The organism is Thioalkalivibrio sp. ALJ24 (assembly GCF_000377785.1).
Lineage (GTDB): Bacteria > Pseudomonadota > Gammaproteobacteria > Ectothiorhodospirales > Ectothiorhodospiraceae > Thioalkalivibrio.
This window is the reverse complement of the sequence record NZ_KB898733.1, coordinates 16,165-39,678: the sequence shown is the minus strand read 5'-3', so window position 1 is coordinate 39,678 and position 23,514 is coordinate 16,165. Positions and strand designations below refer to the sequence as shown.

Sequence of the window (23,514 nt, the reverse complement as noted above, 5' to 3'; positions counted from 1 at the left end):
ATGAGACGCAGATGCTGGGGTCCCAACTCAATCCTGTGCTATCCACCGGATGAAGACGACCGGTATGCACAAATGGCCGACCATCCACATATGGTCGTGCCACTCGTTCGCGGCCATTACATCCCGCACGGCGCCAAGGTTGCCGAATCGATCCGCGACTCGCTCCACACCTATGGCGGACGCTTACCCGCCGGGTATCTGAAGGATCTCCAAACCCTGTGTGACGCCTGCGAACAGTATGGTCAACCCTACGATTCCCCGCGCAGGAACCGACCGTTTTGGGGTGTCGGCGACTGTTCCCATATCTTCGAAGCGCTGCATCCTCATCTCACTGGAGACCGCGTCGCCGGGATGCGGGTGGTACTATTCTCCGCCATACGATCTTTGCGTCACAACTCAGACAAGGATTCAGGTCAGTTAATCCGTCGCTTGGCGCATACGATAGCGCGACAAGAAGAACCGGCGCCTGTTTTCGACAAACTATGTTTGGCCCTACGGGATGACGAATCTTTAACGGCCGAAACAACAGAAGAGATTGCCACAGAACTCGGTTTTCGCCGTAACCCCGGAAGGCGTATCGCCATCGAGACGTTACGCGGCTTATTGCGTTCCCGGGCGAGTGCCGAAACCGCGCAGGCAACCTCGAAAGCGCCTGGCCTCGCGCAGGAAAAAACGGCTGCTCTTGATTTGCCAGACGCTTCACCGGCCGAATCGACTAACGGCGAGCCAGAGCACCCGCGCCCTTCCCTACAGCTCCGACGACCGGACCCACGTCTGCACATCGATGGCCAGCTCACCACCGATATCGAGGCCTCGTTGTCCGCGGACGAAGCAAGGTTCCTATATCACTGTCTGACGAGGCCCAATGATGGCCGATCGGATGATGAGGTGGTGGCGGACTTGGTACTTCTTTTGATGCTCCTAACCGCACGCGATGCAGCGAGCATCATTCACGCACTTGCTAACCAATTTCAACACGATCGATCACAGTTTGAAGACGAACTCAATATCCAAGTACTGCCGGTTGGATGGATATCGAGACCCGGTCCCGGCCTCGAAGCGATCACCGCTTCGGGCGACGAGGGTGATAACCACGATAAAGACATCGTGCTTAGGTTCGGCAAGAAGACCGAAGAGTCCGTCGCCGTTCTGAAAGACATCGCAGGCCGGAGAGATATTCGAGATCTTCCCGAGTCTGTATTCCGTGACCGCATTACGGCTGCCAAGAACCACGTGCCCAGGCTGACCCTCGAACGCTTGCGCCGGACGATGCCGGCATTGGTGTACCACGCGACGGGGCATCCCAGGTCGGCGCAGTTACTGATTGGGACGGATGGATACCGTTCCGCAGCTCCGTTGGCGTATTACTGCCCCGCGCAATCGACGATGGCGGAGGCTTACGCCCGCGCGCTGGCCGCCGCCGACATTGACACCGGGGACGTCGAGGCCGACGGACACATCCGAGTGGGATCGGCTTCAGCAATGGTAGACAGGGAGGCCCTTCGGTCGGCGATACGCCTTGCCACCATGACCGTCCAGAAACGCAGCCGCCAACCTTCCGCTGTGACAAGATTCAATGCGATCGCAATTCATACAGCTTTGATGTTCGCGGCGGCGACCGCCCATCGGCTCACCTTCGATTTACCCGGGACGAAACTGATGAACATGGTCCGATTCGAGGCCGGACCCGGGGTCGCATACGTCTGCGACAAGAGGCACGAGGGTATGGATCGTATCGCCGCGATGCCGACGCGGTTGTGCCGACAAGTTGACCAGATGCTCGCTGTTCTGGAACACGTCCGAACGTCCATCCCCCTCTTGCCCAGCCGGGTACGGGACCGGATCGACGGGGCTCTGACCGGCTCGGGGCCCCTGTTTTTCACAATTGATCTGGACGCACGTCGGGTCCGCCCCATCACGCGGAGCAAACTACAAGATCACCTGGGCAGTGCGGTCGATATCCGTAAGCTGCGGCACTGGTATGCCACACGAGCGGAAGAGCTGGACGCCCACTCCTCGGCCGACATAGCGCAGCAGATGGGTCACCGGGTCGACGGAGAGCCATACACCCATATCGACCCCGATTCCCCCTGGCATTTCGCCCGCCGTCTGGACGAGGCTCTAGAGCACTATCTCGATGACATCGGGCTGGAGTTTATGGGCTCCGTACGCACGGCTCGACGGCGGGAATGGGGCGCCCCATTGAACATCAGCAGGGTTTTGTCTCTGGCGGATGGGCCGGGGGACGCCGAATCTCGTCCGGATGGCATCCCACGATCAGAAATCGGCCCTGCGCACATCGCGGCCTATCGCCTAGCCCAACAAATCGAGGACCGAGCATTGGACGCCCTCCGCAAAGGGCGGCAGGATTCAGGCGTAGCGTGCGTCATCCTGTCGATATTGTGGGGAGTCACCACCAGCGTCGATCGCATCCTCGCGATTCTGGAGACAGGGGAACTCTACCAGCTCCCTCATTTCCCCACGGCAGCAGTCCTCACGTTACCGCCAGCTCAAACCATCCACGGCGCGCAGCTACTGTCCGCGCACCAGACACTCGTCCTGCGCAAAGCCATCGATTGGTACCGTTCAGCCTCCACGAATCCGCTGAATGAATATCGGCAGGCAGCCAGGGGATTAATCGCCGATGAAGCCGCCCTCGAGCATATCTGCCGATTGTCCAGCCTGGCCAGACGAATGACGGCCCCCGGCCACCGCGCGGCATGGGAGCGAGGCGCACTTTCATGTAGCGGCCCGCGCCCCGATCGACTCATTGCCATGGCAACCGGGATGCGCGTCGTCGCCACGGACCCTGAGTGGGACCTACCGTCCCACACGCGATATCTCGGCAAAACCCCGCACCATCTCTATGACCAAATGCGGAAGTCACTCAACCGGTGGCGCCAACAGCCCGATGATGCCCGTCGACGCGACTCTGCCCTGCAGGCCGCAGAACATCTCTCTACGTCCTCGCCCGAAGACTCCCTACCATACATCGTCGCGATTGCTCTCCAAGCGGAACTGGACGTCCCAAAAAGTAAGCGACTTAAACCGTCCACCATCTACGGGTATGTCACCGCGTACTCGGATATCATCACCGAAGCCATGGACGCACTGGACCAGTCCGAGACCGCGAAGGACACCACAGACAGCCTCCTCACGCAGTGGCTGGAACGCCGTATCTACCAAGATGAAAATACCAGTCCCGCACTGTGGATCGCCCGACGAGTCGCCCATCGTCTCCTCCCATCCGATTTTTTGGACCTAATCCGCGCCATCGAGGAGGCCCCGGCCACCGCCAGTCCTAGAGCCGGAGACCCAATCACGTCGGCCGAATGCGCTGCCATCCGTCATGGATTCACCCCGGCCGTCTGCAGTGGATTACCCGACCGACCCGCCCACCACGACACCGTCCTCGCGCTCGCCTACCGCATCCAGTCCCGCTTTTCATTGCGCACCCGCGAACTGGCCAACATCACCTATGCGGATTACTTCGCTGGTCATTACCGAATGCTCATATCGGTCCATCCACGGGTACATCTGCCCCTGAAACGCGTCGCATCTCAGCGCCTGGCCGTCTCTCGATTGACCAAGGAAGAGTCAGAAGATATCGCCCACCCCGTTCGATTGATCCACGGCACTCAAACGCCCAATCAACCTCAACAGGTGTCACTGTGCCCGACACCACCGGGACAGCACCCCACAGATTGGCTTCGGAAATACAATATCCGGTTCGCCACTACGGCCGCCAAACTGTTCAACAAGGACACTCCTCCAATACGGCCCCACGGGTTTCGCCATAGCGCTGCGACTGCACACAGCTACCACCAGCTTCCGGCCCATTACCCTCACGTCTTCTTCGATTTGCCGTATGATCAAGCAACACACCGGTTCCCCCCGCGATGGTCCCTACGCGGCGAAAAATACCATCACGCCCGCCAGTTGGGACACGGGCATCCGGAGACGACACTCACGCACTACGATCATGCCATCCCGCTGATGACAGACGTGCATCAAGGTTGGCGTACGCCCTCGACCGAGACCTTGGCATCATTGGTCGGGGTCACGACCGCAAGCCTCCGCCAAGCCATGCACCGGGCAAAAAATAGGGGCAACCCCGTAGATACGGTACTTGTCGGCCGACTTGACCTGCCCAGCCTCCTGGATCATTACGAGATCACGGAATTCAGACCGGCCAGCGACCAGACTGATGACACAGCATCGGTAGTCTCATCACAAACCACCAAAGAGCAACCCGGACGTATCCGCCTATTGGCGACTACGGCTATCGCACACCGAGAAGGACGCACTGCCGATGACATCGCTGCCGTCCAGGACCGCCCCCTCCACATGGTCCAAGCGGACATTACCCTACTCGAGGATGTCGATGCGGATTGGGGTATTAATTACCTCCATGGTAGCGGAGCCCTACACCGAAAAAGTCGGACCGAGGCCCTGATATATCTGCTCACGGAACTTGCTGACCATATGCCGGTCGGTCGAATGGTAAGCCTCGGACACGCGTTGTTACACGCGACGGAACCCCATTCTGTCGTCCTACGCTATACTGCGCACTACATCCCTGATACGCTCGAGATACCGCGCGTAGGGGATATCCGGCGCCGATGCGTCGCACTCGTCTTGATCACGTACGGGACCATGGACAGCGAGGACTAGTAAGGTAACAGGACATGGATGTAGAGAGCGAGAAAAACGAAGTTCTTATAAAACTTCCACTCGAAAATAAGAAACAAGCTTGGAGCGTGATAACGGAGTTCATAAAAGGATCAAAAATTGAGCAGCTAGGCCTTGACGAGATGCCCACATCGCAAACCTTCGAAACAAACGATGATCACATCGAAGCCACTTTGCGCTTCGGGACCACAGAAGCCGCGAACAACTATCGGGATTTGCTGGAGAACCAGGCACGGGAGTCGACAAGGAGATCGTGGAAGGTACGCAACGAGAAAAAAAAGAAAGCCAATGAGCTCGTTGGCCAAATGGAACTCGATGGTATCAAGCCCTCTGGACCCATCGAAGCATCGCGTTCTGGGCCCGATGAAGACCCAATGCCACAGCCATTAAGGCTCAAGAACCCAAAGCTTCTGATTTCTATCGAGATTAAGACGGGCGACCGAATCCGCCTAAAGGGACGAGACCTTGCAAACATACCTATAAAAGTTGAAGGACTAGACACAGACCTCGAGTATGCCCTACGAGGAAATGGCGATAAGGTCCCGCGTGAGCTTCAAACGGACGAACAGGCCACAATCCTCGAGTCCGCGGTAGAACAGCTAGGGATACTTGCGCGACATTTGCAGACCAACGATTAATTCCAAGGTAACGTTCGAGCACCTCTCCAGAACTCGGACTGACGCAGTTGCTAGAAAGGTGAACAACCATCGCCAATACGCACCCAGGTTTTATAAAAACACAACGCCGACCGGATAAAAACTTTCGATTAATACGCGAAATGGATCAAAAAGCTGTCCCAGTTTCAATTGTTATTGCAGCGGTTATTTTAGCAGGTGCGGCATCGTACCATTGGGCCGAGCAGCGCAAACACTCCACCTGCACACATATTGTTGAAGCCGCCCCAGGAAACACATTAGAATCACATTACCTAATCGATCGCTACCTAGATGGGCAACTCGAAGGGCAAACGGCTGAACATTTGAATCTATTACAACGGCACTACGACGTTCGACTACAAGATTGTTTCAGGTGATTCGAGCATTAGTTGGTCGGTGTCGTAAGTGATGGCATCGACTCCATTCCCCTTATATCAGAGACCGGGAGAAAGCCGCCCAAAGGAGTGAGAACGCACCCTTAGCCATCGCTTCTGGTTGCCCACGGCCAAAACTAGCTGGCGGCTCGTGATGAGACCGGGGACTAGCTGCGACGCTGGATGCATCGAGCACGGCCACGCAAACATACCGCGAATCTACCAATCGGGATGCTATCGGTCACCCGTGAGTTTGGCCCGCTTTTGTGGACAAGTTGATGCGTGCTTGATAGGAGGGGTCCGTCATGCGAGGCACTCTCCCCATTCAGCGATTCTTTTTGACGACCGAGGATCGTGTGGGGCCGCTGGCGACTCACTCTCCAATAGCGAGAAAGGATCCCAAGGAAATCGCTCTGACCATCAATAACGTGGGTGGCCATGTGGACTGGGATGCCGGAGCGGGAATCGGCGGACCGGAGAATGAACAGCTCGATGAGCCCCAGCGGCCGCGCGGAGAACGCGATATCCGTCCAACGCCGCAGCCTGATCGGCTCCGAAGCTGACGCGCGTGAGTGCGTCTTGAGCACCCTTGCCACCATGAATGACCCGCAGCCCCGTCAATGCGTACCGCGCTCAGAACCGCTTCTTGACCCTGCCGCCGGCTGCACAGATCAGAGGTGCTTCCCTAAGCCCCACGACCAACGATACCTTTTTCGCCTCCAGCTCGACCGATCGTTCACTAGGCCTGAGGCATTTGTTCCGGCTAGCGAGGCGACACGCACAGGACGCAGACAAGGAAAAGGCATGAGCCGATACACCCCCCACGCGGATACGACTGCCCTTCTGGAAACGGTGGAGCAGTGGCGCGACACCTGCCTCATCGATGACGGGAGCATCTTTGGTGACGAGACTCTCTGGACCGCTGACAATCTGGCGATCCTTGACCGCGCCTTCATACAGAACCCGCAGGAAGGCAGCGAGAGTTACGCCGAAAAACTGAAGATCCAACTGGCCGATGCACCGCCGACCGCTACCCGGCTGATGGCCGAGCTGAACTGGGTGCTCCTGCTCTTCCCCGCGAACATCAAGCCGGAAACCAAGCGTCAGCAGGTACTCGAGATCTGGGAACTGGGTGGCACGCCATTATCCGCGGATCATCCCGCCCTCACGGATGAGGTCCTTTGTGGCGCCGGCCACGCCGGCACGGCATTCAATACGCATCGGTGGCGTGAACTCGCTTACCTGATCAACATCGCCAAGGCGATGAAAGAGCAGCCACGGGACGGACGGCGGCATGTTCTCTCCGATCCGTGGGTATTCGCCCGCTGGCTGGCCGAAGTTCCCCGCGAAGGCTTCCGGCAACTGCGCCATATGCTGAACTGGTTGCTGTTCCCGGATACCTTCGAAAATTTCACCACCGGGCGCGACAAACGGGCCATCGTGCAGCACTTTGAGGAGCTGCCCGCCGCCCGCGTGAGGAATATGTCGCTCGAGGAAATCGACCATCGCCTCTTCGAGCTGCGCCAACGGCTCGAAGAGGAAGCGGGCCAGCCCTTCGCGTTTCATGAATCGCCCTGGAAGGAACGATGGCAGCCTTCGCAGAAGGTCTGGCTGCTGGCCTGGAACCCCCAAAAATGGCCCTGGGACGAATTCCGTGACGATCGGCTCCGGGTCGCCAAGGGCGAGAGCGTCACCAAACGCTGGAGCACGGCCTCGGGGCAGGTTGGCGAAGGGGATACCGCCTACATCATGCGTCTGGGTGCGGAGCCGCGCGGGTTGATCGCTCAGGGCAATATCGCCAGCGCCCCGTATCAAGCCGAGCACTGGGATCCGGAGCGCGCCAAACAAGGGGAGAAAACCCAATTCGTTGACATCACACTGACGGATCTGCGCGATCCCGACTCGGACGACATTCTTCAACTGGACCGCCTGGAGACCGAGATCAATTCGGACCAGAAATGGACTCCTCAGCAATCGGGTATCGAGATCAAGCCCGCCGTGGCGAAACAGGTCGGCACCCTCTGGGGCAAGCTCCGAAAGCCCAGCACCGCTGACGCAGAGCCTGACTCACCCCAGCAGGAAGCGATCACCATCCAGCGTGCCACGAATGCGATTTACTATGGCCCTCCCGGCACCGGCAAGACGTATTACCTGCAGAAAAATTTGATGCCGTACTACGAAAGCCGGTCCGAAGACATGAGCGAGGACGAGTGGCTTGTCGAACAGATGGCCGGCACCCCGTGGTGGGAAGCGGTGGCCCTGGCCCTTGCCGACCTTGGGGGTGAAGCCACAGTCAACGAGCTGATCGAAAACCGGTTCTTTCAGGCCAAGGCTCGGATCCAGGGTCAAATCGGGAATCCGAACCTGCGTTCCACCTGCTGGAACTCATTGCAGACCCACGCCGTACAGGAATCCGAAACCGTCAAGGTGTCCATTGAAGGACGGCGTTCTCCCCTGATCTTCGACAAGAACGCCAATGGCCGCTGGTTCTTCACGGGAGACTGGGATGAAGCCGGCGCCGATCTGCGGCAGAAGCTCCAGACCCTACGAGCGGGCCCAGGGGTGGACTCACTGCTGTCCCACTTAATTCAACGAGATAGCCCGATTCCTGAGCCGTTTTCGATACAATGGTTTCACCACAAAACGTTGAATCGAAACGAGGAATCGGGCTATCTCGTTGAATTAAGTGGGACAGCAGTGGGGCTACTGCCACAGGGGTAGTGCGTCCGCAGGATCGATCAACGCCCCTGTGACCGCCAAAACCGGCGGTCACAGGGCACCCAAAAGGCCGCCCCGGCCCGATGTCCTTCCTACAATGCGGTAGCGGGAATTGGAGCCGGATGCAGAGCCATTAATCAGCGCTTCCTTAAAGGACCGTGGACACCGGACATACCTTTCCTAGTTCCAATCACCTTGGCATAATTAATACCACATTGAGACAGGAGTCCCGGCGATGTCGGCCACTACGCCCCAAGTTTCCGCGGTTCGCATTCTGGTCGTAGACGACGAACCCGACATCGTCGAGGAAATTCAGGAAAGCCTGGAGGCTGACGGCTACTCCTGTGAACCTGCTTTCAGTGCTCGCGCGGCTCGCAGAAAATTTAGCGAAGATCCATCGATTGGAATCGTCCTCACGGACATCAAAATGCCCACCGAAGACGGATTCCAGTTCATTGAATGGCTCCTGGATCAGCACGAAGGCGATCGCATTTTCGAGACGGCCATCATTACCGGTCATGGTTCCCACGACACCGCGATCCGTGCCCTGCGAGACGGCGTACGCGATTATTTTCAGAAGCCGCTGGACCTTCGGGCCGTATCCGCGTCCATCCAGCAACTTGAGGATCGGGTTCAGAAGCGGCGCGACGAAACCCGCTCGGCCCGGATTTCTCCTCAGCTGGATTCTCTCGACCACGCCATTGCCAGTGTTTCCAACGACCTCGCAACATTGAGAAACCAGCTGGGACTCCCGACTTACACCCCCGAGAGCGGATCCGGACCCGAATCCAATGTAAACCTCGACCGGCCCGAGTTTGGCAAGCTGACCGCCCGCCAGCGGGAAGTTGTGGCGCTGGTTGCCAATGCCTACAGCAACTATCAGATTGCCTACGAGCTTGGCATTACCGAGAATACCGTCAAGTTGTACGTATCACAAATCCTGCACACATTGGGCCTATCGAACCGCACCCAGCTCGCGCTTGCCGCAACCCGCCACCCCCTCTCCTGATCCGTCGCCCGCTTCTATCCGGCGGGCAGCTCGATACGGAAACAAGCACCCCTTTCCTGATTGGTCACCGTTAACCGCCCCCCCATTTCCTGAATGATTCCGAAACTGATGGACAACCCCAGACCGGTCCCTTTCCCGACTTCCTTGGTTGTGAAGAACGGCTCAAACATCCTGTCCTGAACCCCTTCGTCGACGCCTCCCCCCGTATCCGAAACCTCCAGCAAGATAGTCCCGCCATCATCCGTGCTTGCCAGTCGGATCCGGATCGAGTGTCCGGACTCACTTCCAGAAGACACGATGGCATCTCGCGCATTGACCATCAGGTTCATCAATACCTGTTCCAGCTGATCACGGTGACCCAGGACGTTATCCGACACCTCGATCTCCGTATCGAGCTGCAGATCAATGCCATTGTTTCCAAACTGCTCCCGTACCAAGACCAATGCGTTATCAACCGCCTCCCGCACAGAAAAAAGAACCGGGGTCCGGTCGCTGCGTCGTCCGAACATCCGCATCTGGTCGATGATACTCGCGGCCCGCGATACCTGCCCTTCGATTCGGTCGAGCTTGGCCAGCAACGGCTCCGGGTTCTCTTCCCTGCTGTCCAGAAGCCGCCGGGCATTGTGGGCAGCCATGCGTATGACATTGAGGGGTTGGTTGATTTCGTGCGCCGCACCGGTGGCCATTTCTCCGAGTGTCGCCATCTTGGCGGCATGAATCAGCTTCTCACGCGCCTCCCGAATCTCCGTGTTGTCTCGTCCTACCGCCTGCACCTCGACGAGATCGCCCCGATCGTCGAAAAAGCCGCGTTCCGACCACACTACCGACCGAACTCCGAGTTCCGGAAGGACCATCTCCATCTCATGACCCACCGTAGGGTTTGAGGGGCTCAGTCCGGCGAGACGCGTCCCTAGCTGTCGGATTTCGTCTTCACCGAGAAACTCTGGCCACGAATGGCCCTCCGGGCCTTGCTGGGGCTCAAAACCGAATGCATCCACGAATGCTGTATTGGCGAAATTCAGCTTCAGATCCGCACCGAACCGCACGATAAATACGGGGGCATCCTCCACGATAGCCCGGTAGCGACGCTCACTGGCATACACGTTGGCCTCGAACGATTTTCGTTCAGTAATATCCAGAAGGATCCCCACCAAACGACTGTCCGCCCCGGGACCCGTAAGGCGGATTTCCTCATAAACCCAGGAGTAATCGCCGTCCGCATTCCTCAGCCGATACGCTCCTTCGAAACGACCTTCCGATTCCAGCCTTTCCAACCGCTCCCGCACCACTGCAAGATCGTTGGGGTGAGTCCTGGACGCAAGGCTGGCGGTTTCCAGGCAGGCCGGATCCTGACTGCCGGTGATGCTCCACAACGACGCACTCGCATGCGTTACGCGCAATCCTCCAACCCAAAGGTGGCCCAGATACACCAAGACCGGTGCCGACTCCAGCAACACCTCGAACAGCTCATTCGTTTCCTGGTGACGCCGGTCTCCTTCGTCACGTGCACTGACATCCGTAACCGTTCCCCTCCGCACATGGCCGGAGCCATCACCAAGGGCACATACTCCACGGAAACGCAAACGCAGGGAGGACCCTTGACCGCCTCCCGCAGCCCTGACGGTCAGTTCGGCCGGCGCCATTCCCGCTGACCCGCACAGCGACTCGACCCAGGCCTTCAGGCGGCTTCGATCTTCGGCGATCACGCCAAACGCCTCAGCCAGATCCGGACCTTCGGGATCGGCAGCCAGCCGACGGGCCTCCGATGAAAGCCAGAGTCGCCGGGCCTCGGGGTCAAAAGTCCACGACCCCATCGCTTCGACCCTTTCAACCGCATCCGCATGGCTCTGCGTGAGCGAAACCCGCGCAGTTTCCTGACGCGCCGCAAGAATTCCGCCCAGCATGGCGGCAATCGGGGCCAGACCTGACGACCACGTAGCCCAGTCCGCCCGATCCGACAGCGACTCTACCAGCACGGCCCCCCATTCCCTTCCGCCGGCCAGCAATGGAAGCAGAACCAGCGACCGTACACCACGGCGTACAAGCACCCTGCCGGCACAGTCTTCGCGCGAACCTTCCAGAAAAACCACACGACCATGTTCGATCTCGCCGCGTACGGCGGCGCACTCCAGAAGACGCCGGGGTTCATCCGCTCCCGCCGGCGCAACCATGCCTTCATGAAGCACCCAGCTTCGTTCAATCCGCCCGTCCCCCCGGCCCTGTTCCTCTCGTACCACAAGCAGGGCCCGGTCCGCGGCCATCATCCGCCCCAGGTCCGCCAGCACCCGATCCAGATAACGCCCTTCCGCCTGCCGAACGAGCGGCGTCACCATCATCGAGCGGATCAACGTATCAATCGCGTTCCGAGGGTCTTCTCCGTGTTGCCGTACGCCTTCAACAGACTCTGCGTCCATCAGCATGCTGTACTCCTGCCCGGCCGGTCCGGCACAGGCCGCTTATGCCCCTGTCATCACCATCCGATCGCAAAATCGGTCCGGCGCGCACGCTTACCCGTCACAACCATCCGCGGAATGCACCTGCAAGTCTTTTTCCATTAGCAGCCTTTCCGCGCGCTCCAGCGCGGAAAACAGCGAATCGGGATCCACCGGTTTCTCCAGAAAATCCGTTACGCCCTGCCTCAGCGCCGTGATTGCCGTGTCCTTGCTGCCGTGCCCGGTCACCATGATCACCGCATGAGCGTCGCCGAAGTCACGCCGAATCGACTCCAGGATTGCCATGCCGTCCTCGCCCGGCAGTCGCAGATCCAGAAGGACGATGCGGATTCCCGGGTGCTTTCCGAGAACACTCCGCGCCCCCTCACCGTTCGCCTCGTGCCACACCTGATAACCACCGGCCTCCAGGGCCTCCCGCAACTCCTCGTGGATATCCGCGTCATCATCCACGAGCAACACCTTTTTCAAATCGTCCATCGTCCCCTCCTGCCTACATGTCAATCGATGCCTGCGCGCGTAAGTCCCCCGGCATTCTGGGCACAGGGCCGATCCCCGGCAGTTCGATGGGCACCAGCAAGGGCGCCTGCGCGTAGTCATAGACGATCGTAACTTCCAGCACGTCCTCATCCATGTCTGCCGTGATCTCGAAATCCCCCGGGAACAGGGCAAGCATCCGGGCGTCTTCCATGATGCGCTCGGCATGCTCGGCCGAAAGCACCTCCATCCGCTCCACTGCATCATCCGCCGCCGGATCGACCTGGATGGCAACCCGCACGCCTTCCGCAGCGGCGGTGTGCATGTTCTGCATGAGCAGGAGGGGAAAGGAATAAGACACAATCGCGTAAAACACCGCGAAGAAAATCACGAAAGTCAGCGCGAATTCGATCGCCACCGCCCCGCCCTGACGCGACCTGCGGCGTCCATGACGCATCCTCGCAAACGCCTTGTTCGATTCCATCCGGTCTCTCCATCCGCGGCGCGATGAGCGTCACCGCACCAGATCAACGCCACCTTCACGCAACTCCACCACCTGGACATCCATTCCGCCAACCTTCACGCCCAGAATATCCAGGAGCGGGTCGATGAGAATTTCGCCCACCACGTTGAGCAGTGGCGCCACGACGTCCGCCAGCAGGGCGCGCAGGATCGGGGTTACCACAACCGCCAGGACCTCGTTGACCAGATCCGCGACCCCGCATAACAGCCCCCCGAGAAGCCCGTCGCACACTTCCCCTTCAAACGTGGGGAGGACACGGACTTCGAGAATTAGCTCTTCACCCAGGGTCTCCACCCCGTGCCCCAGTGAATCCCCCACGCCGGACGACGTGGATAGCGGCTCCGTGGGCAGTTCGGACCGATCGGTCACCAGGAATTCCAGGGTCTCGGGTCCGCTCGACCCGACGGGGACCTCCGCCTGAAGATCCACCTCGGCCAATCCGAGGATCTTCAGCCGGGAGGGTTCCAATTCGTCCGACTCGCTGCTGGCGAACCGCCCGATGTGCACGCTGGCGAGTCCGGGCAGAGCCCCTACATCCACGCGGGTTCCATCCCCGTTTCCATCCGGGCACGAGACCCCTTCCAGCCACGCTTCGCCCTGAGCGGCCTGAACCGCCAGCCCCAGATCCAGTTCGATATCGTGATTCAGCCCTTCGCCATCCTCCAGTCCGCCCAGGATGCCCAGCCCCAGGTCCACCTGAATCCTCGCCTGAGCCGTCTCCAGATGCGTCCGCCACCGGTCGGCAGGGGCATCGCCGGCCGAACTCCCGGGCACGACACCCGGTGGCCCGATCGCCATCTGCGGCGGTTCGACCAGCTCAATCGACACCCCTGCGTCGACCATGGCCAGTCCGGGCACATCCACCGGCAGTTCAAGTTCCAGGTTGAGGGCGTCCTCCCCGGTGGCCGTCAGGGCCGACATCAGGATGAGCTCCAGCACGTTGAGCTCGGCATCCAGAGCAGCCTCCGGGTCTGAGGGCGCCTCTACGTGAAGCAAGTCCCCGAGCTCCAGCTCGAGCTCATCGACTCTCAGGCCGAGCAGTTGCTGTTCCAGTACCGAGAGGTCCACATCCGCCACGTCCTGCCGGTCCACAGCCGAAATCGACGCCTCGACCAGCTCCAGGACCGACACGCTGGTGGTCAGCAGTTCGTCGACCGTCCCGACCGCCAGATCCACGCCCGCGACCCTGAGGTCGTCGGCAAGCTGCAGCAGGGTGATCGACGTATCGGCCAGCCCCCGGTAGGCCACCGCATCGAGATCGAGATCGCTGCCCAGCAATTCGTTTAGGAGCAGATTCAGCAGGACCGAATCTTCAGCGGAGATCCGTGCCGCCCAGGAACCCGCGGAGATTCCGGCCATGTTCTGGCGCTGTGCCACGGCCTCGGCCGACAGGGCGGTCGTCCCGCCCAGCAGCCCCCCCAGCACAACGCTGGAGGGCACCTCCTCCGTCGCCACCACACGCACGGCCTCCGGCACTTCATCCGGATCGCCACTGCCGAGCTCGAATACCCGAAGTCCGTCCACAACTTCGAGCGCCCCCAGTTGCACCTGTCCGTCACCGGCCTTCAGGTCCCCGGAAAAACCGTTGCGCTCCGCGCTCCGCTGCGCACGCTCAGCCGCATCCACCGAGGTGGCCTGGCAGCCAGTGTGGTGACGGGCAGTCTCCAGGGCCGCCATGTCCGCGATCCGCTGCAGGCCGCGCTGTTCCATGTAAAGGCGCCCCGCATCGATCGCGAGCGCCATGGTGAGCATGACCAGCAACAGCACCAGCGCCGCCATCAGTCCAATAGCACCGCCCTGATGCCGCGGTGTTCCTCGCCGGCGGATGCCGCTTCCCGAGCGCAACGTGAACATATGGCCCCCGACGCGGCTCAATCCGCGCTGAACGAATCCCGATCGATGTAATGCGGAGGAATGGGGTGGCTGAAGCTGTCCAGGTAACGCCGCAGTGCCCGGGTCCGTGCCGCTTCCGACAGTCCCTGAACATGGCCGGAAGCCTGCTCGCCGCCGCGCTGCATCGACAGCCAGTCGCGGGCCCCGGCCGACGGGGATGAATCAACCCCGGCGTCCGCCACTGCCCGTGAACCGACCTCAGTCCCGGCCGTAACAGGCCCGGCCATCATCCCCATCACGAGGAACAGTCCGCCGCTCACCACCGAAAACACGCTTAATGCCTTCATCACTCCACTCCTTCGTTCGGGATTCCGAGTTCAAACTCGTCGGCCGTGCCATCCAGAGGCTGCCCCAAGATGATCTCGCCCTGTGCCTCGAGACGAGTGGCCTCGAGCCGATCGACGCGATCGTTCAGGCGGGACACCATCTCCGCGTCCGCCCCGTGTTCGCGGACCAGGTCATCCAGCGGCCGAGTCTCGCCCCGACTCAGGTACAGGAGCATGAGGTTCTCCAGTGCTCTCGAGCGCCCGTCATCCAGTTCCAGGGCGGTCCTGAGCTCGAACTCGGCATCGTGGTCTTTTCCCAGCAACATCAGCACGAACCCGTAATCATTCCGCACGTCCGAGACGTTGGGCAGCGCCATCCGCGCCTCGCGCAGGTGCTCCTCCGCCGCTGCATAATCCGCCTTCCTCAGGGACAGAATGCCCAGGCCGTGATGGGCTGCCCCTCGGTGGCAAGGATCATTCTTCACCTGCCTGAAGGCATCCCGTGCATCCTCGTGGCCAATACGACTCAGTATCTGGCCACGGGCCAGAACCACCTCGTCGTGCTGCGTGCCCAGGGCATCAAGTTCGGCCAGGGCCGCATACCAGCGGCCCTCCATCGCCTGCTCCTCGGCCATCTGCATCGCCATACGCGTTTCGGTCCCCAGATCGGAGGCACAGTCCAACGCAGCAGTATGCTGCTCAGCTCCATCGCCACCGCCACCGCCCGTGGGCAGCGCCGCACAGCCATGCAGCAGCAATGACGTCACGATCACCGCCAATGAACCTGCAATCCGATGTCGCGTTCTATCCATCACCGACTCCCCCCAGTGCGTCGATCAGGCCAATGAATCCTGGCGCCGCCAGCACCGCGAGCAGGGCCGGGAACAGAAACAGCATCATCACCACGCTCATGCGCGCCGACATCTTGTTCACCCGCTCCTGCACCCGGGTCCGCTGACGGTCTTCGATCAGTTGCGACAGCCGTTGCAGCGGTGCCTTCACATCCCCGCCCTGTTCCACCAGCTGTTTCAGGATCAGGACCGCATCATCCAGCTCCGCGACTTCCAGTCCCTCTGCCATGTCACCGAGGGCCTGCGCCAGCGAGACCCCGGTGCCAACCTTCTGCAGGACCACGTCAAGCTCCGCCGCAAGATCCGGGATCAACGCGCGGCTCTCCGTCGCCACCACGCGCAGGGCCCCGTCTGCCGACTGGCCGGAATCAAACAGCATCCGCAGAAGCTGAACCATCACGTTGACCTGATCGCCGATCCGCCGTCCGCGCTCGTTCGCCACCGCCGCAATCACCCGCCGGGGCAACATCAGTGCCGCCAGTCCACCGGCCCCGACCACAAGGAGGTCGCCTCCCTCAAGGCCATCCCCGGTGGCAGCCAGCAGCAAAAACAGAACAGCCACCAGGACGATCGGAGCGAACTGGACCATAAATGCGGTGGCCCGCCGCTTCGCCGGCCGGATCAGACCTGCACGCCGCAGAAGCCGCGCCAGCTCCGGGTCCGAGCCCCGCAATCTTGCGACCAGCCCCGCAGCGGACGGGCGTGTACGGGCCCTTGCCGGGCGTTCCACCCCAGCGGCCGAGCCGTAGTTCACCGCTTCCGCCCCCGTTGTTCCTTCCAGGCGCGCGGTGATGGCGTCGCGCTCCCCGCTCCCCTGCCACCAGAGCCATGCCGTCATGACACCGCCGCCCAGAAGCAGCAGGACCGCCATCAGTAGCAACCACATGCCGAGCGTCATCACATACCCCTCAAAGACTTCGCAGCATGCGCCAAAGGATCAGAACGCCCAGTGCCTGCCAGACGATCGCTCCCACGAGGACCGCGGTACCGGCGGTGCTTTCGAGCATTGCAGCGTAGTAATCAGGGTTCATGGAGACCGTATAGCCCGCCAGTCCGATCGGCAGCACCGCCAAGACCAGCGCGCTCACCCGCGTCTCGCCCGTAAGCGCACGCAATTCACGGCGCGCCTGCTCCTGCTGCCGGAGCATGCGCACCACCTGCTCCATCAGTTCCACGGCACTGCCGCCGTAACGCATGTTGAACTGGACCCCCAGGGCCAACAGCCGCAGCGGACGCAGATCATAGTCCTCGGCGACACTCTCCATCGCCTCGCCCAGACTCACGCCCAGATCGACCTCCCGCACGACCCGCGCCAGAACCTCCCCCAGCGGGGCACGCATCTCCGCCGCCGCGCTCGTCACTGCAGCCGGGAGCGTCCGGCCGGCACGCAGACTCCGCACCACGTGTTCGGCAAATCCGGGAAGCTGCTGCTGGAGGAATTCACGTCGCCGCCGGGCCGACCAGGTCAGCACGGCGTAATTCATCCCCAGCCCCGCGACAATTCCGCCCAGCAGACCCGGCCAGCCTCCCAGCACGCTGCCCGTCAGGATCACGAGCAGCCACAGCGCCGCGAGCGCGGCGGCAGGAAGGCGGCTTTCACCCATTCCGGCCCGCAGCCACAGTCGTTCCAGCCCGGACCGACGATGCGTCGGATCGCCGTTGGCCACGCTCCCCGCAGTCCTCAGGCGTTCATCGATTGCCGCGTTGTCTACCCGGGTCCAGCCCGCGCGCAGCACCAGCACACCCACGGCAAGCATCGCCACCGCTGCTCCCAGAAACAGGTATCCCTGAGGTTCCATCATCGCCCCCTCCCCTGGCCTGGCGCTCCCGGGGCCATCCCTTCAGTTTCTCCGCAGCTTGCCGGACGCCGGCGCACCTTCCCGGTGCACGATCCGGTCGTGGGCACGGTCCAGTTCGAACAGCACGTTGGTGACGTAATGACCGTCACGCACCGACACCACCTCCGCGACCTCGCTGATGCAGCGACGTCCATTCGGCAACCGCACCAGCTGAACGATCACGTCGACGGCCGCCCCGATCATCTGCCTCACGGTCGCCTCCTGGATCTGGCGACCGGCCATGCCGAACAGGGCTTCCATGCGCAGCAATGCATCACTGGCGCTGTTGGCATGAATCGTGGACATGGAGCCGTCATGGCCGGTATTCATCGCCTGCATCATGTCCATCACCTCGTCGCCGCGGACCTCACCCAGCACGATTCGATCAGGACGCATGCGCAGGGCGTTCTTCACCAGATCGCGCGCCGTTACTTCGCCGAAACCCTCGACGTTCGGAGGACGGGTTTCCAGACGAACGACATGGCGGTGGCCCAGCTGAAGCTCCCCCGTATCCTCAATGGTGACGACGCGCTCCGAGTCGCCGATGAATCCACTCAGTACGTTCAGAAGGGTCGTCTTGCCGGTGCTGGTACCGCCGCTCACCAGGATGTTGGCTCGCCGCTCGACGGCGTTGCGGAGAAAGGACAGCAGTTCCTCGTTGAGCGTGCCGTAGACGACCAGGTCCCTTCCCTGAAGAGGATCTGCCTTGAATTTGCGAATGGAGATGGAGGGCCCGTCCATCGCGACCGGCGGGATAACCGCGTTAACCCGGCTGCCATCCGGCAACCGTCCGTCCACCATCGGGCTCGCTTCATCCAGCCGGCGACCCAGCGGAGCGAGAATGCGTTCGATTACCCGACGCACATGGGCGTCATCAATGAATCGCCGATCCGTCTCCTCCAGACGTCCTTCACGTTCCACCACGATGTGCTGGGCACCGTTGACCAGGATTTCCGACACCGAGGGATCCGACAGCAGCGCCTGAAGCGGCCCCAGCCCGGTCAGTTCGTCCACCAGATCTTCGGCCAGTCGGTCGAGATCCATCTGGGTCAGCGGCAGCTGATGTCCGGCGACGTACTGAGCAACCTTCTCCCGTACGTATTCGAGGACTGCACCTCGCACCCATGACGAGAGTTCCACCTCATCTTCCTCGATGGACTCGACCAGGTACCGATGCAGGTTCAGCTTCAGATCCTGCTCGTCCCCCTGGTCGCGTACCGCTACCCCTCCGCGGGCCACCCCTATCTTCATCCGTTCCTCCTGGTCATGCCGCGCAGCCACTCGCGGACCCCCCCGGGGCGGTCACCCTGGTGGGCATCCAGACGGCGGATCAGCGTCCGGATGCCCGCAACCAGGCTGTCCCGCGGCGCCATCTCGAACAGACTCTTGCCCAGATTGATCGCCCGCATCCGCTGCAGACCATTCCCCGGGAGCGTTGCCAACAACGGCGCCCCGATCCGTTCAGCAACCGTATCCGCATCAGGGGCCAACCGTGACTGAACACGGTCAACCACCACGCGCAACGAGCGGATCTGCGTCCCGGCCGTGCGCATCTGATCCAGGCGTTTCACGTTCTGTCGGAAACTGGGCACGCTCTGGTCCACCAGCTGCAGCACCTCATCGGCATTATTCAGCATCACATGGAGGAAGGCGCCCTGCGGAAGCCCCCCCAGATTCACGACCACATGCGAGTAATGACGCTTCAGGGTGCCCAGCAGCAGATACAACTCGGCGGTGGAAACCTCTTCTTCCCCATCGCCGTCTTCCGGGATGGACAGCACGTGGACCCCCGAGCCGTCGGACGGCAACGCGCTCTCCAGCAACGTCTGGTCGAGGCGCCGGAGGTTGCGCATCGCATCAAAAAAGGTGAAAGACGACTCCAGACCGAGGAGTGTCAGGCAATCACCGGACGGCACGCCCAGATCCAGGAGCAGCACCCGCGAGGACGGTTTCTCGTGCCGCAGACCAACCGCCAGATGGGAAGCAATGAAGGCATTCGACAAATCGGGGCGGGCGTTCATGACCGCCCACACCACGCCCCGATCATCGCGATCATCCTGCTGGACCGGAACACGATCGAGTGCCCGGCGCACCAGTGCCCGTACCTCGCTCGCCCGGGTCCCGACCGCGAGAAAGTCACGTGCACCGGCACGCATCGCGGCCAGCAGCTCGTCGCGTGCATTACCGTCACCGACCGCGATGACGGTCAGCATCGGCCGCGCGGCCGTGATTCCCTCAATCAGGGCCGAGGCACGATTCAGATCACCCGCCGTCACCCCGACGAACATCACCCGGGCATCGCCGAGGTCCAGCAGCCCCAGCACCTCGTCGAGCTGATCCGATTCGGCCGGAACAACTGCGCCGAGGTCACCCAGACTCATCTTCAGCCACTCCAGCTCGCGGCCACCCAGCAGACTCGCCACGAAACGGGAAGGCGCATCCAGTCTCGGTTCTTCCGTCATCACCGGGCCTCTCCGCTGCCGCTCCGGAGACGATCGAAACTGCCGTCCTCCAGGAAGAACTGCTCGGCCGCATTCGGCGAATACTCCCGATACGCCTCCCCCGGGAGATCCGGGAGATCCGCGTCTCGCGACATCGGCTGCACCAGATGCGGGGTCACGATCATCAGCAGTTCTCGATCATCCTCTTCCACCATTGAGTTGCGGAAAAAGGCCCCGAGCACCGGAATCTCTCCCAGTCCCGGCAGGCGATCCACCTGCGACGCGGTACTGCTGCTCACCAGCCCCGAAATCACGAAACTCTCGCCGTCCCCCAGGGAGACCGTCGTATCCGTTCGCCGAACCCGGATACCGGGCACCATGGTCCCCTCGATCTGCACACCCGACGACTGATCCAGCTCGCTCACCTCCGGGGCCACCTTGAGGGTCACCTGGTTCTCGTCGATCACCGTCGGTGTCAGCGAGACCCGGACGCCGAACTCCTTGAACTGCACGTTCACCGAATCGGACCCCGACGTCGGGACCGGAACCGGGAACTCGCCCCCGGCGTGGAACGTCGCGTTCTGCCCGCTCAGGGCGACAAGACTGGGTTCGGCGAGGGTGTAGGCGAAGTCGCTGGATTCCAGCGCGTTGATCAGCGAAAGGAAACGGTCCCCGCCTCCGCCATAAAAGATATTGAAACCATCTTCCGACCCCGGGATGCCCGATGAGGCACCGGCAATCCCCCCGGGCACCCCGCGACCATCCACGACCCCCGGGGTACCGAACAGGAAGTTCGAAGAACCCCGGCGGCCCAGGAACGAAGCCCCGAGTTCCCGCAGCTTGGAACGGCTGACTTCCACCAGCCGGATATCCGCCTGCACCTGCATCGGGAGATCCGCCACCTCCTCGCGGCTATGTTCGCGCTCATGAACTTTCAACGCCTCACTGGCGGATACCGTCACCAGCGAACGTTCCGGATCAGGGTTGCAGGAGGTCCAGACGTACAGCGATGTCAGGCCGCCCCCCACCCCCGTCACCAGGACTTCGTTGCCATTCACGGCGGCCACGTCCGCCACCGCGTCGTCGCCGACCGCGACTCTCTCGATCCGCGTAGGAAACTCGATCCTTTTCTGGGTGCCTTCATCCATATGCTGCATGTGCGGCATGATCTCGTTAACGCGATCACAACCCGCTGTTGCCGGCGCCGCCACCGCCCACGCCAGCGCAGCCACCGCCACCAGCTTCATCATGCGCCGGGGCCCGGGCGCGCCGGCCGGCTTCCCTGTCATTGCGTGCATCACTACCCCCTCACTGCTCGGATGGTTGAATCGCTTCGGAATCGCCGCCACGGTGCAAAAATACCGGCGGCGGCTCCGGCGCGCCGGGTTCGGCTTCCTCGCGCCGCGGTTCCGGCCGCAGATCGTCCAGCGCCAGCAGACCGCGGTCCCCGTCTTCGTCTCCGGGTTCTCGCAGCACGTCCAGGGTCAACGGGTCCTGCCGCTCGCGCTCGTCGTATTCGTTGAAGGCTTCGCGGTCGAAGTCGGGCCGCCGTTCCACCGCCGGCCGCGCGGCCAGACGCAACGAACCGGCATGATCAGCCAGCATCAGACGCGTCGCCTCCTCGTCCGGCACCGCCAGCACGGCGGTACTGGCTCCGCGACGCCGGCTGCCCTCGTCGTCCTCGTCACGATCGACAACGCCATCGGCCGGGACCGCCAGATCCTTGCCATAGGCCAGTACACGGAGATTGCGGTGGGCATGCTGCGCCGATTCATCGACATCGGCCCGCCGTTCGCCCGGCAGATGCAGGAGCACGTCCACACGATCGCCCGGCCGCAGAAAGCCGCCAGCGCCCGTTTCATCATTGACACTGATGGCCACGGCCCGCTCCCCCGGCCCCAGCGAACGGGTCAGCTGACTCGCCCGGGCAAAGCGCGCTTCCGTCAGGGGCTCGTGAGCGCGCACCCGGCTCGCGAGCATCCGCCCCACGACCTCTTCCTTCTTCCCAAAGGCGAGGGGAGGAACCTCGCGCAGGCGTTCCACGTGCAGGTCCTCAGCCCGTACCAGCTCGCCCGCGGCCAGATCCCGGCTGGCGAACACCACGTCCACCCGGTCCTCGTCGACCGAATCTTCAGCGTCCTCTCGGGGGTCCGGCTCTTCTTCCTCACGAGCTTCGATCTCCGGCTCGCTCACGTCCGGCGTGGTGGACAACTGGATCCCCAGCCAGCCCAGCACCAGCGCCGCCGCGAAAAACACCACGGCCAGCCCCATCAGCAATCGGCTGCTCATCAACTCTTCTCCTTTTGCCTCGTTCCGGCGTCATGTCCCATGCTCCGCCGACATGGCCGGTATGACCGCCCGGACTCCACGTCCCCCTCGAGACCGTCGCCCCGCCGTATGGCCTACACGATGGTTTCCGCATAGCGACGGCGGCAATCATACTTAGGTGCTAGTTCTTTCGTAAGTGTTTGCTTATGTACCTTTCAATTTATGGGTATTTGCCCCGGACAAGCCGCTCGCGGAAATTCCTTACGGGTTCAGCATGAATGGAATAACCCGCCCGTGAATTGTGGACATCAAGGAGTACGCCATGAAGTATTTCATCCGTAACCTCTGGAACGACGAAGAAGGAGCTTCTGCCATCGAATATGCGTTGATCGCCGCGTTGATCGCCGTGGCAATTGCTGGAACAGCGGAGGTTTTGGGCGGGCACATTAGTGATCTGTTTGAAACCATCAGTGGTCACATGCCCGAGACCTGAGGGATCGGATGACAACGTGATCGGACAGGCATGCTGACCCGCGATGTGGCCTTTGCTGACAGCCATCGGCCTTGCCCTGTGGGCGCTCGCCTGCGCCGCCCTCGACTGGCGTGAACGACGCATCCCCAACGCCCTGACGGCCCCCGCCATGCTGGCGGGGGCCGTCTATGTGGTGGCGTTCCAGTTCACCCTGCTGGGCCAGGCACCCTGGACCCATGCGCTGGGCGGCATCGGTCTGGCGCTGGCATTCGCCCTGCCGGGCTACCTGCTCGGCAAGCTGGGTGGCGGTGACGTGAAGATGTTGGTGGCGGTGGCACTGCTCGGCGGGTTCCCCGCCGTGCTGGCGGCCGTCCTCGGGGCAGGCGGGCTGGCGGTTTTATTGCTGGGTACCACCCTCGCCGGGCGCTCGGCCGCAGTCACCACTCTGCCTCTGCCTGCCAGCGTGCAGCGGCTCGGTCGCGGGGTCGCGACCGCCGATCTGCGCCGCATCCCGCTGGGGGTCGGCTTCGCCGCCGGGCTCGTCGTCTACGCGTTCCCGCTGGCGTGGCCGGCCTGAAGGCGCCCG

At 61.8% G+C, this 23,514-nt stretch carries 18 protein-coding genes; 6 read left to right on the top strand and 12 right to left on the bottom strand.

Annotated elements, in window-relative coordinates:
- Positions 1-72 precede the first annotated feature (72 nt).
- The 4 genes from D571_RS0112445 (at position 73) to D571_RS0112435 (ending at position 9,449) form a co-directional block, all read left to right on the top strand.
- Positions 73-4,674 (top strand): hypothetical protein, encoded by a 4,602-nt coding sequence (locus tag D571_RS0112445; RefSeq protein WP_156815793.1) that lies wholly within the window; start codon positions 73-75, stop codon positions 4,672-4,674.
- A 14-nt stretch (positions 4,675-4,688) separates the two neighbouring features.
- Positions 4,689-5,330: a hypothetical protein gene (locus tag D571_RS14345; RefSeq protein WP_156815792.1), complete on the top strand. Its 642-nt coding sequence runs from the start codon at positions 4,689-4,691 to the stop codon at positions 5,328-5,330.
- 1,196 nt (positions 5,331-6,526) lie between these two features.
- Positions 6,527-8,443, top strand: coding sequence for a hypothetical protein (locus tag D571_RS13825; RefSeq protein WP_018937020.1), 1,917 nt, complete (start codon positions 6,527-6,529; stop codon positions 8,441-8,443).
- 232 nt (positions 8,444-8,675) lie between these two features.
- Entirely contained in the window at positions 8,676-9,449 is a 774-nt protein-coding gene (locus D571_RS0112435; RefSeq protein ID WP_018937019.1) for a response regulator transcription factor, read from the top strand.
- Positions 9,450-9,463: 14 nt separating this feature from the next.
- Here the strand turns inward: D571_RS0112435 and D571_RS0112430 are convergent, their stop codons facing one another.
- The 12 genes from D571_RS0112430 to cpaB all read right to left on the bottom strand — a co-directional run bounded on the left by D571_RS0112430 (position 9,464) and on the right by cpaB (position 22,477).
- Positions 9,464-11,869: an ATP-binding protein gene (locus D571_RS0112430; RefSeq protein WP_018937018.1), complete on the bottom strand. Its 2,406-nt coding sequence runs from the start codon at positions 11,867-11,869 to the stop codon at positions 9,464-9,466.
- A gap of 87 nt (positions 11,870-11,956) precedes the next feature.
- Positions 11,957-12,379, bottom strand: coding sequence for a response regulator (locus tag D571_RS0112425; RefSeq protein WP_018937017.1), 423 nt, complete (start codon positions 12,377-12,379; stop codon positions 11,957-11,959).
- A gap of 13 nt (positions 12,380-12,392) precedes the next feature.
- Positions 12,393-12,860, bottom strand: a complete 468-nt coding sequence (locus D571_RS0112420; protein WP_018937016.1) for a TadE/TadG family type IV pilus assembly protein — start codon at positions 12,858-12,860, stop codon at positions 12,393-12,395.
- A 30-nt stretch (positions 12,861-12,890) separates the two neighbouring features.
- Positions 12,891-14,753: a TadG family pilus assembly protein gene (locus D571_RS0112415; protein ID WP_255349495.1), complete on the bottom strand. Its 1,863-nt coding sequence runs from the start codon at positions 14,751-14,753 to the stop codon at positions 12,891-12,893.
- A gap of 17 nt (positions 14,754-14,770) precedes the next feature.
- A complete protein-coding gene (locus tag D571_RS0112410) occupies positions 14,771-15,079 on the bottom strand; it encodes a DUF3613 domain-containing protein (RefSeq protein WP_018937014.1) in 309 nt (102 codons plus the stop codon).
- Positions 15,079-15,831 (bottom strand): hypothetical protein, encoded by a 753-nt coding sequence (locus D571_RS0112405; protein WP_232196982.1) that lies wholly within the window; start codon positions 15,829-15,831, stop codon positions 15,079-15,081. The genes D571_RS0112410 and D571_RS0112405 overlap by 1 nt, the downstream gene beginning before the upstream one ends.
- Positions 15,832-15,862: 31 nt before the next feature.
- On the bottom strand, positions 15,863-16,807 hold the full coding sequence (locus D571_RS0112400) for a type II secretion system F family protein (protein ID WP_018937012.1): 945 nt from the start codon (positions 16,805-16,807) through the stop codon (positions 15,863-15,865).
- A gap of 10 nt (positions 16,808-16,817) precedes the next feature.
- Positions 16,818-17,711 (bottom strand): type II secretion system F family protein, encoded by an 894-nt coding sequence (locus D571_RS0112395; protein ID WP_018937011.1) that lies wholly within the window; start codon positions 17,709-17,711, stop codon positions 16,818-16,820.
- Between the two features lie 39 nt (positions 17,712-17,750).
- Positions 17,751-18,998: a CpaF family protein gene (locus D571_RS0112390; RefSeq protein ID WP_018937010.1), complete on the bottom strand. Its 1,248-nt coding sequence runs from the start codon at positions 18,996-18,998 to the stop codon at positions 17,751-17,753.
- On the bottom strand, positions 18,995-20,209 hold the full coding sequence (locus tag D571_RS0112385) for a hypothetical protein (protein WP_018937009.1): 1,215 nt from the start codon (positions 20,207-20,209) through the stop codon (positions 18,995-18,997). Before D571_RS0112385 ends, D571_RS0112390 begins: the two co-directional genes overlap by 4 nt.
- Entirely contained in the window at positions 20,209-21,477 is a 1,269-nt protein-coding gene (locus D571_RS0112380) for a type II and III secretion system protein family protein (protein WP_231372023.1), read from the bottom strand. Before D571_RS0112380 ends, D571_RS0112385 begins: the two co-directional genes overlap by 1 nt.
- A 19-nt stretch (positions 21,478-21,496) precedes the next feature.
- On the bottom strand, positions 21,497-22,477 hold the full coding sequence (gene cpaB / locus D571_RS0112375) for a Flp pilus assembly protein CpaB (RefSeq protein ID WP_026287834.1): 981 nt from the start codon (positions 22,475-22,477) through the stop codon (positions 21,497-21,499).
- Between the two features lie 301 nt (positions 22,478-22,778).
- On the opposite strand from cpaB, the gene D571_RS0112370 reads away from it, so the two are divergent.
- Positions 22,779-22,949: a Flp family type IVb pilin gene (locus D571_RS0112370; protein WP_026287833.1), complete on the top strand. Its 171-nt coding sequence runs from the start codon at positions 22,779-22,781 to the stop codon at positions 22,947-22,949.
- A 43-nt stretch (positions 22,950-22,992) separates the two neighbouring features.
- The gene (locus D571_RS0112365; protein ID WP_232196978.1) at positions 22,993-23,505 is read left to right on the top strand and encodes a prepilin peptidase; all 513 of its coding nucleotides are present in this window, start codon (positions 22,993-22,995) and stop codon (positions 23,503-23,505) included.
- The last annotated feature ends 9 nt before the right edge of the window (positions 23,506-23,514 follow it).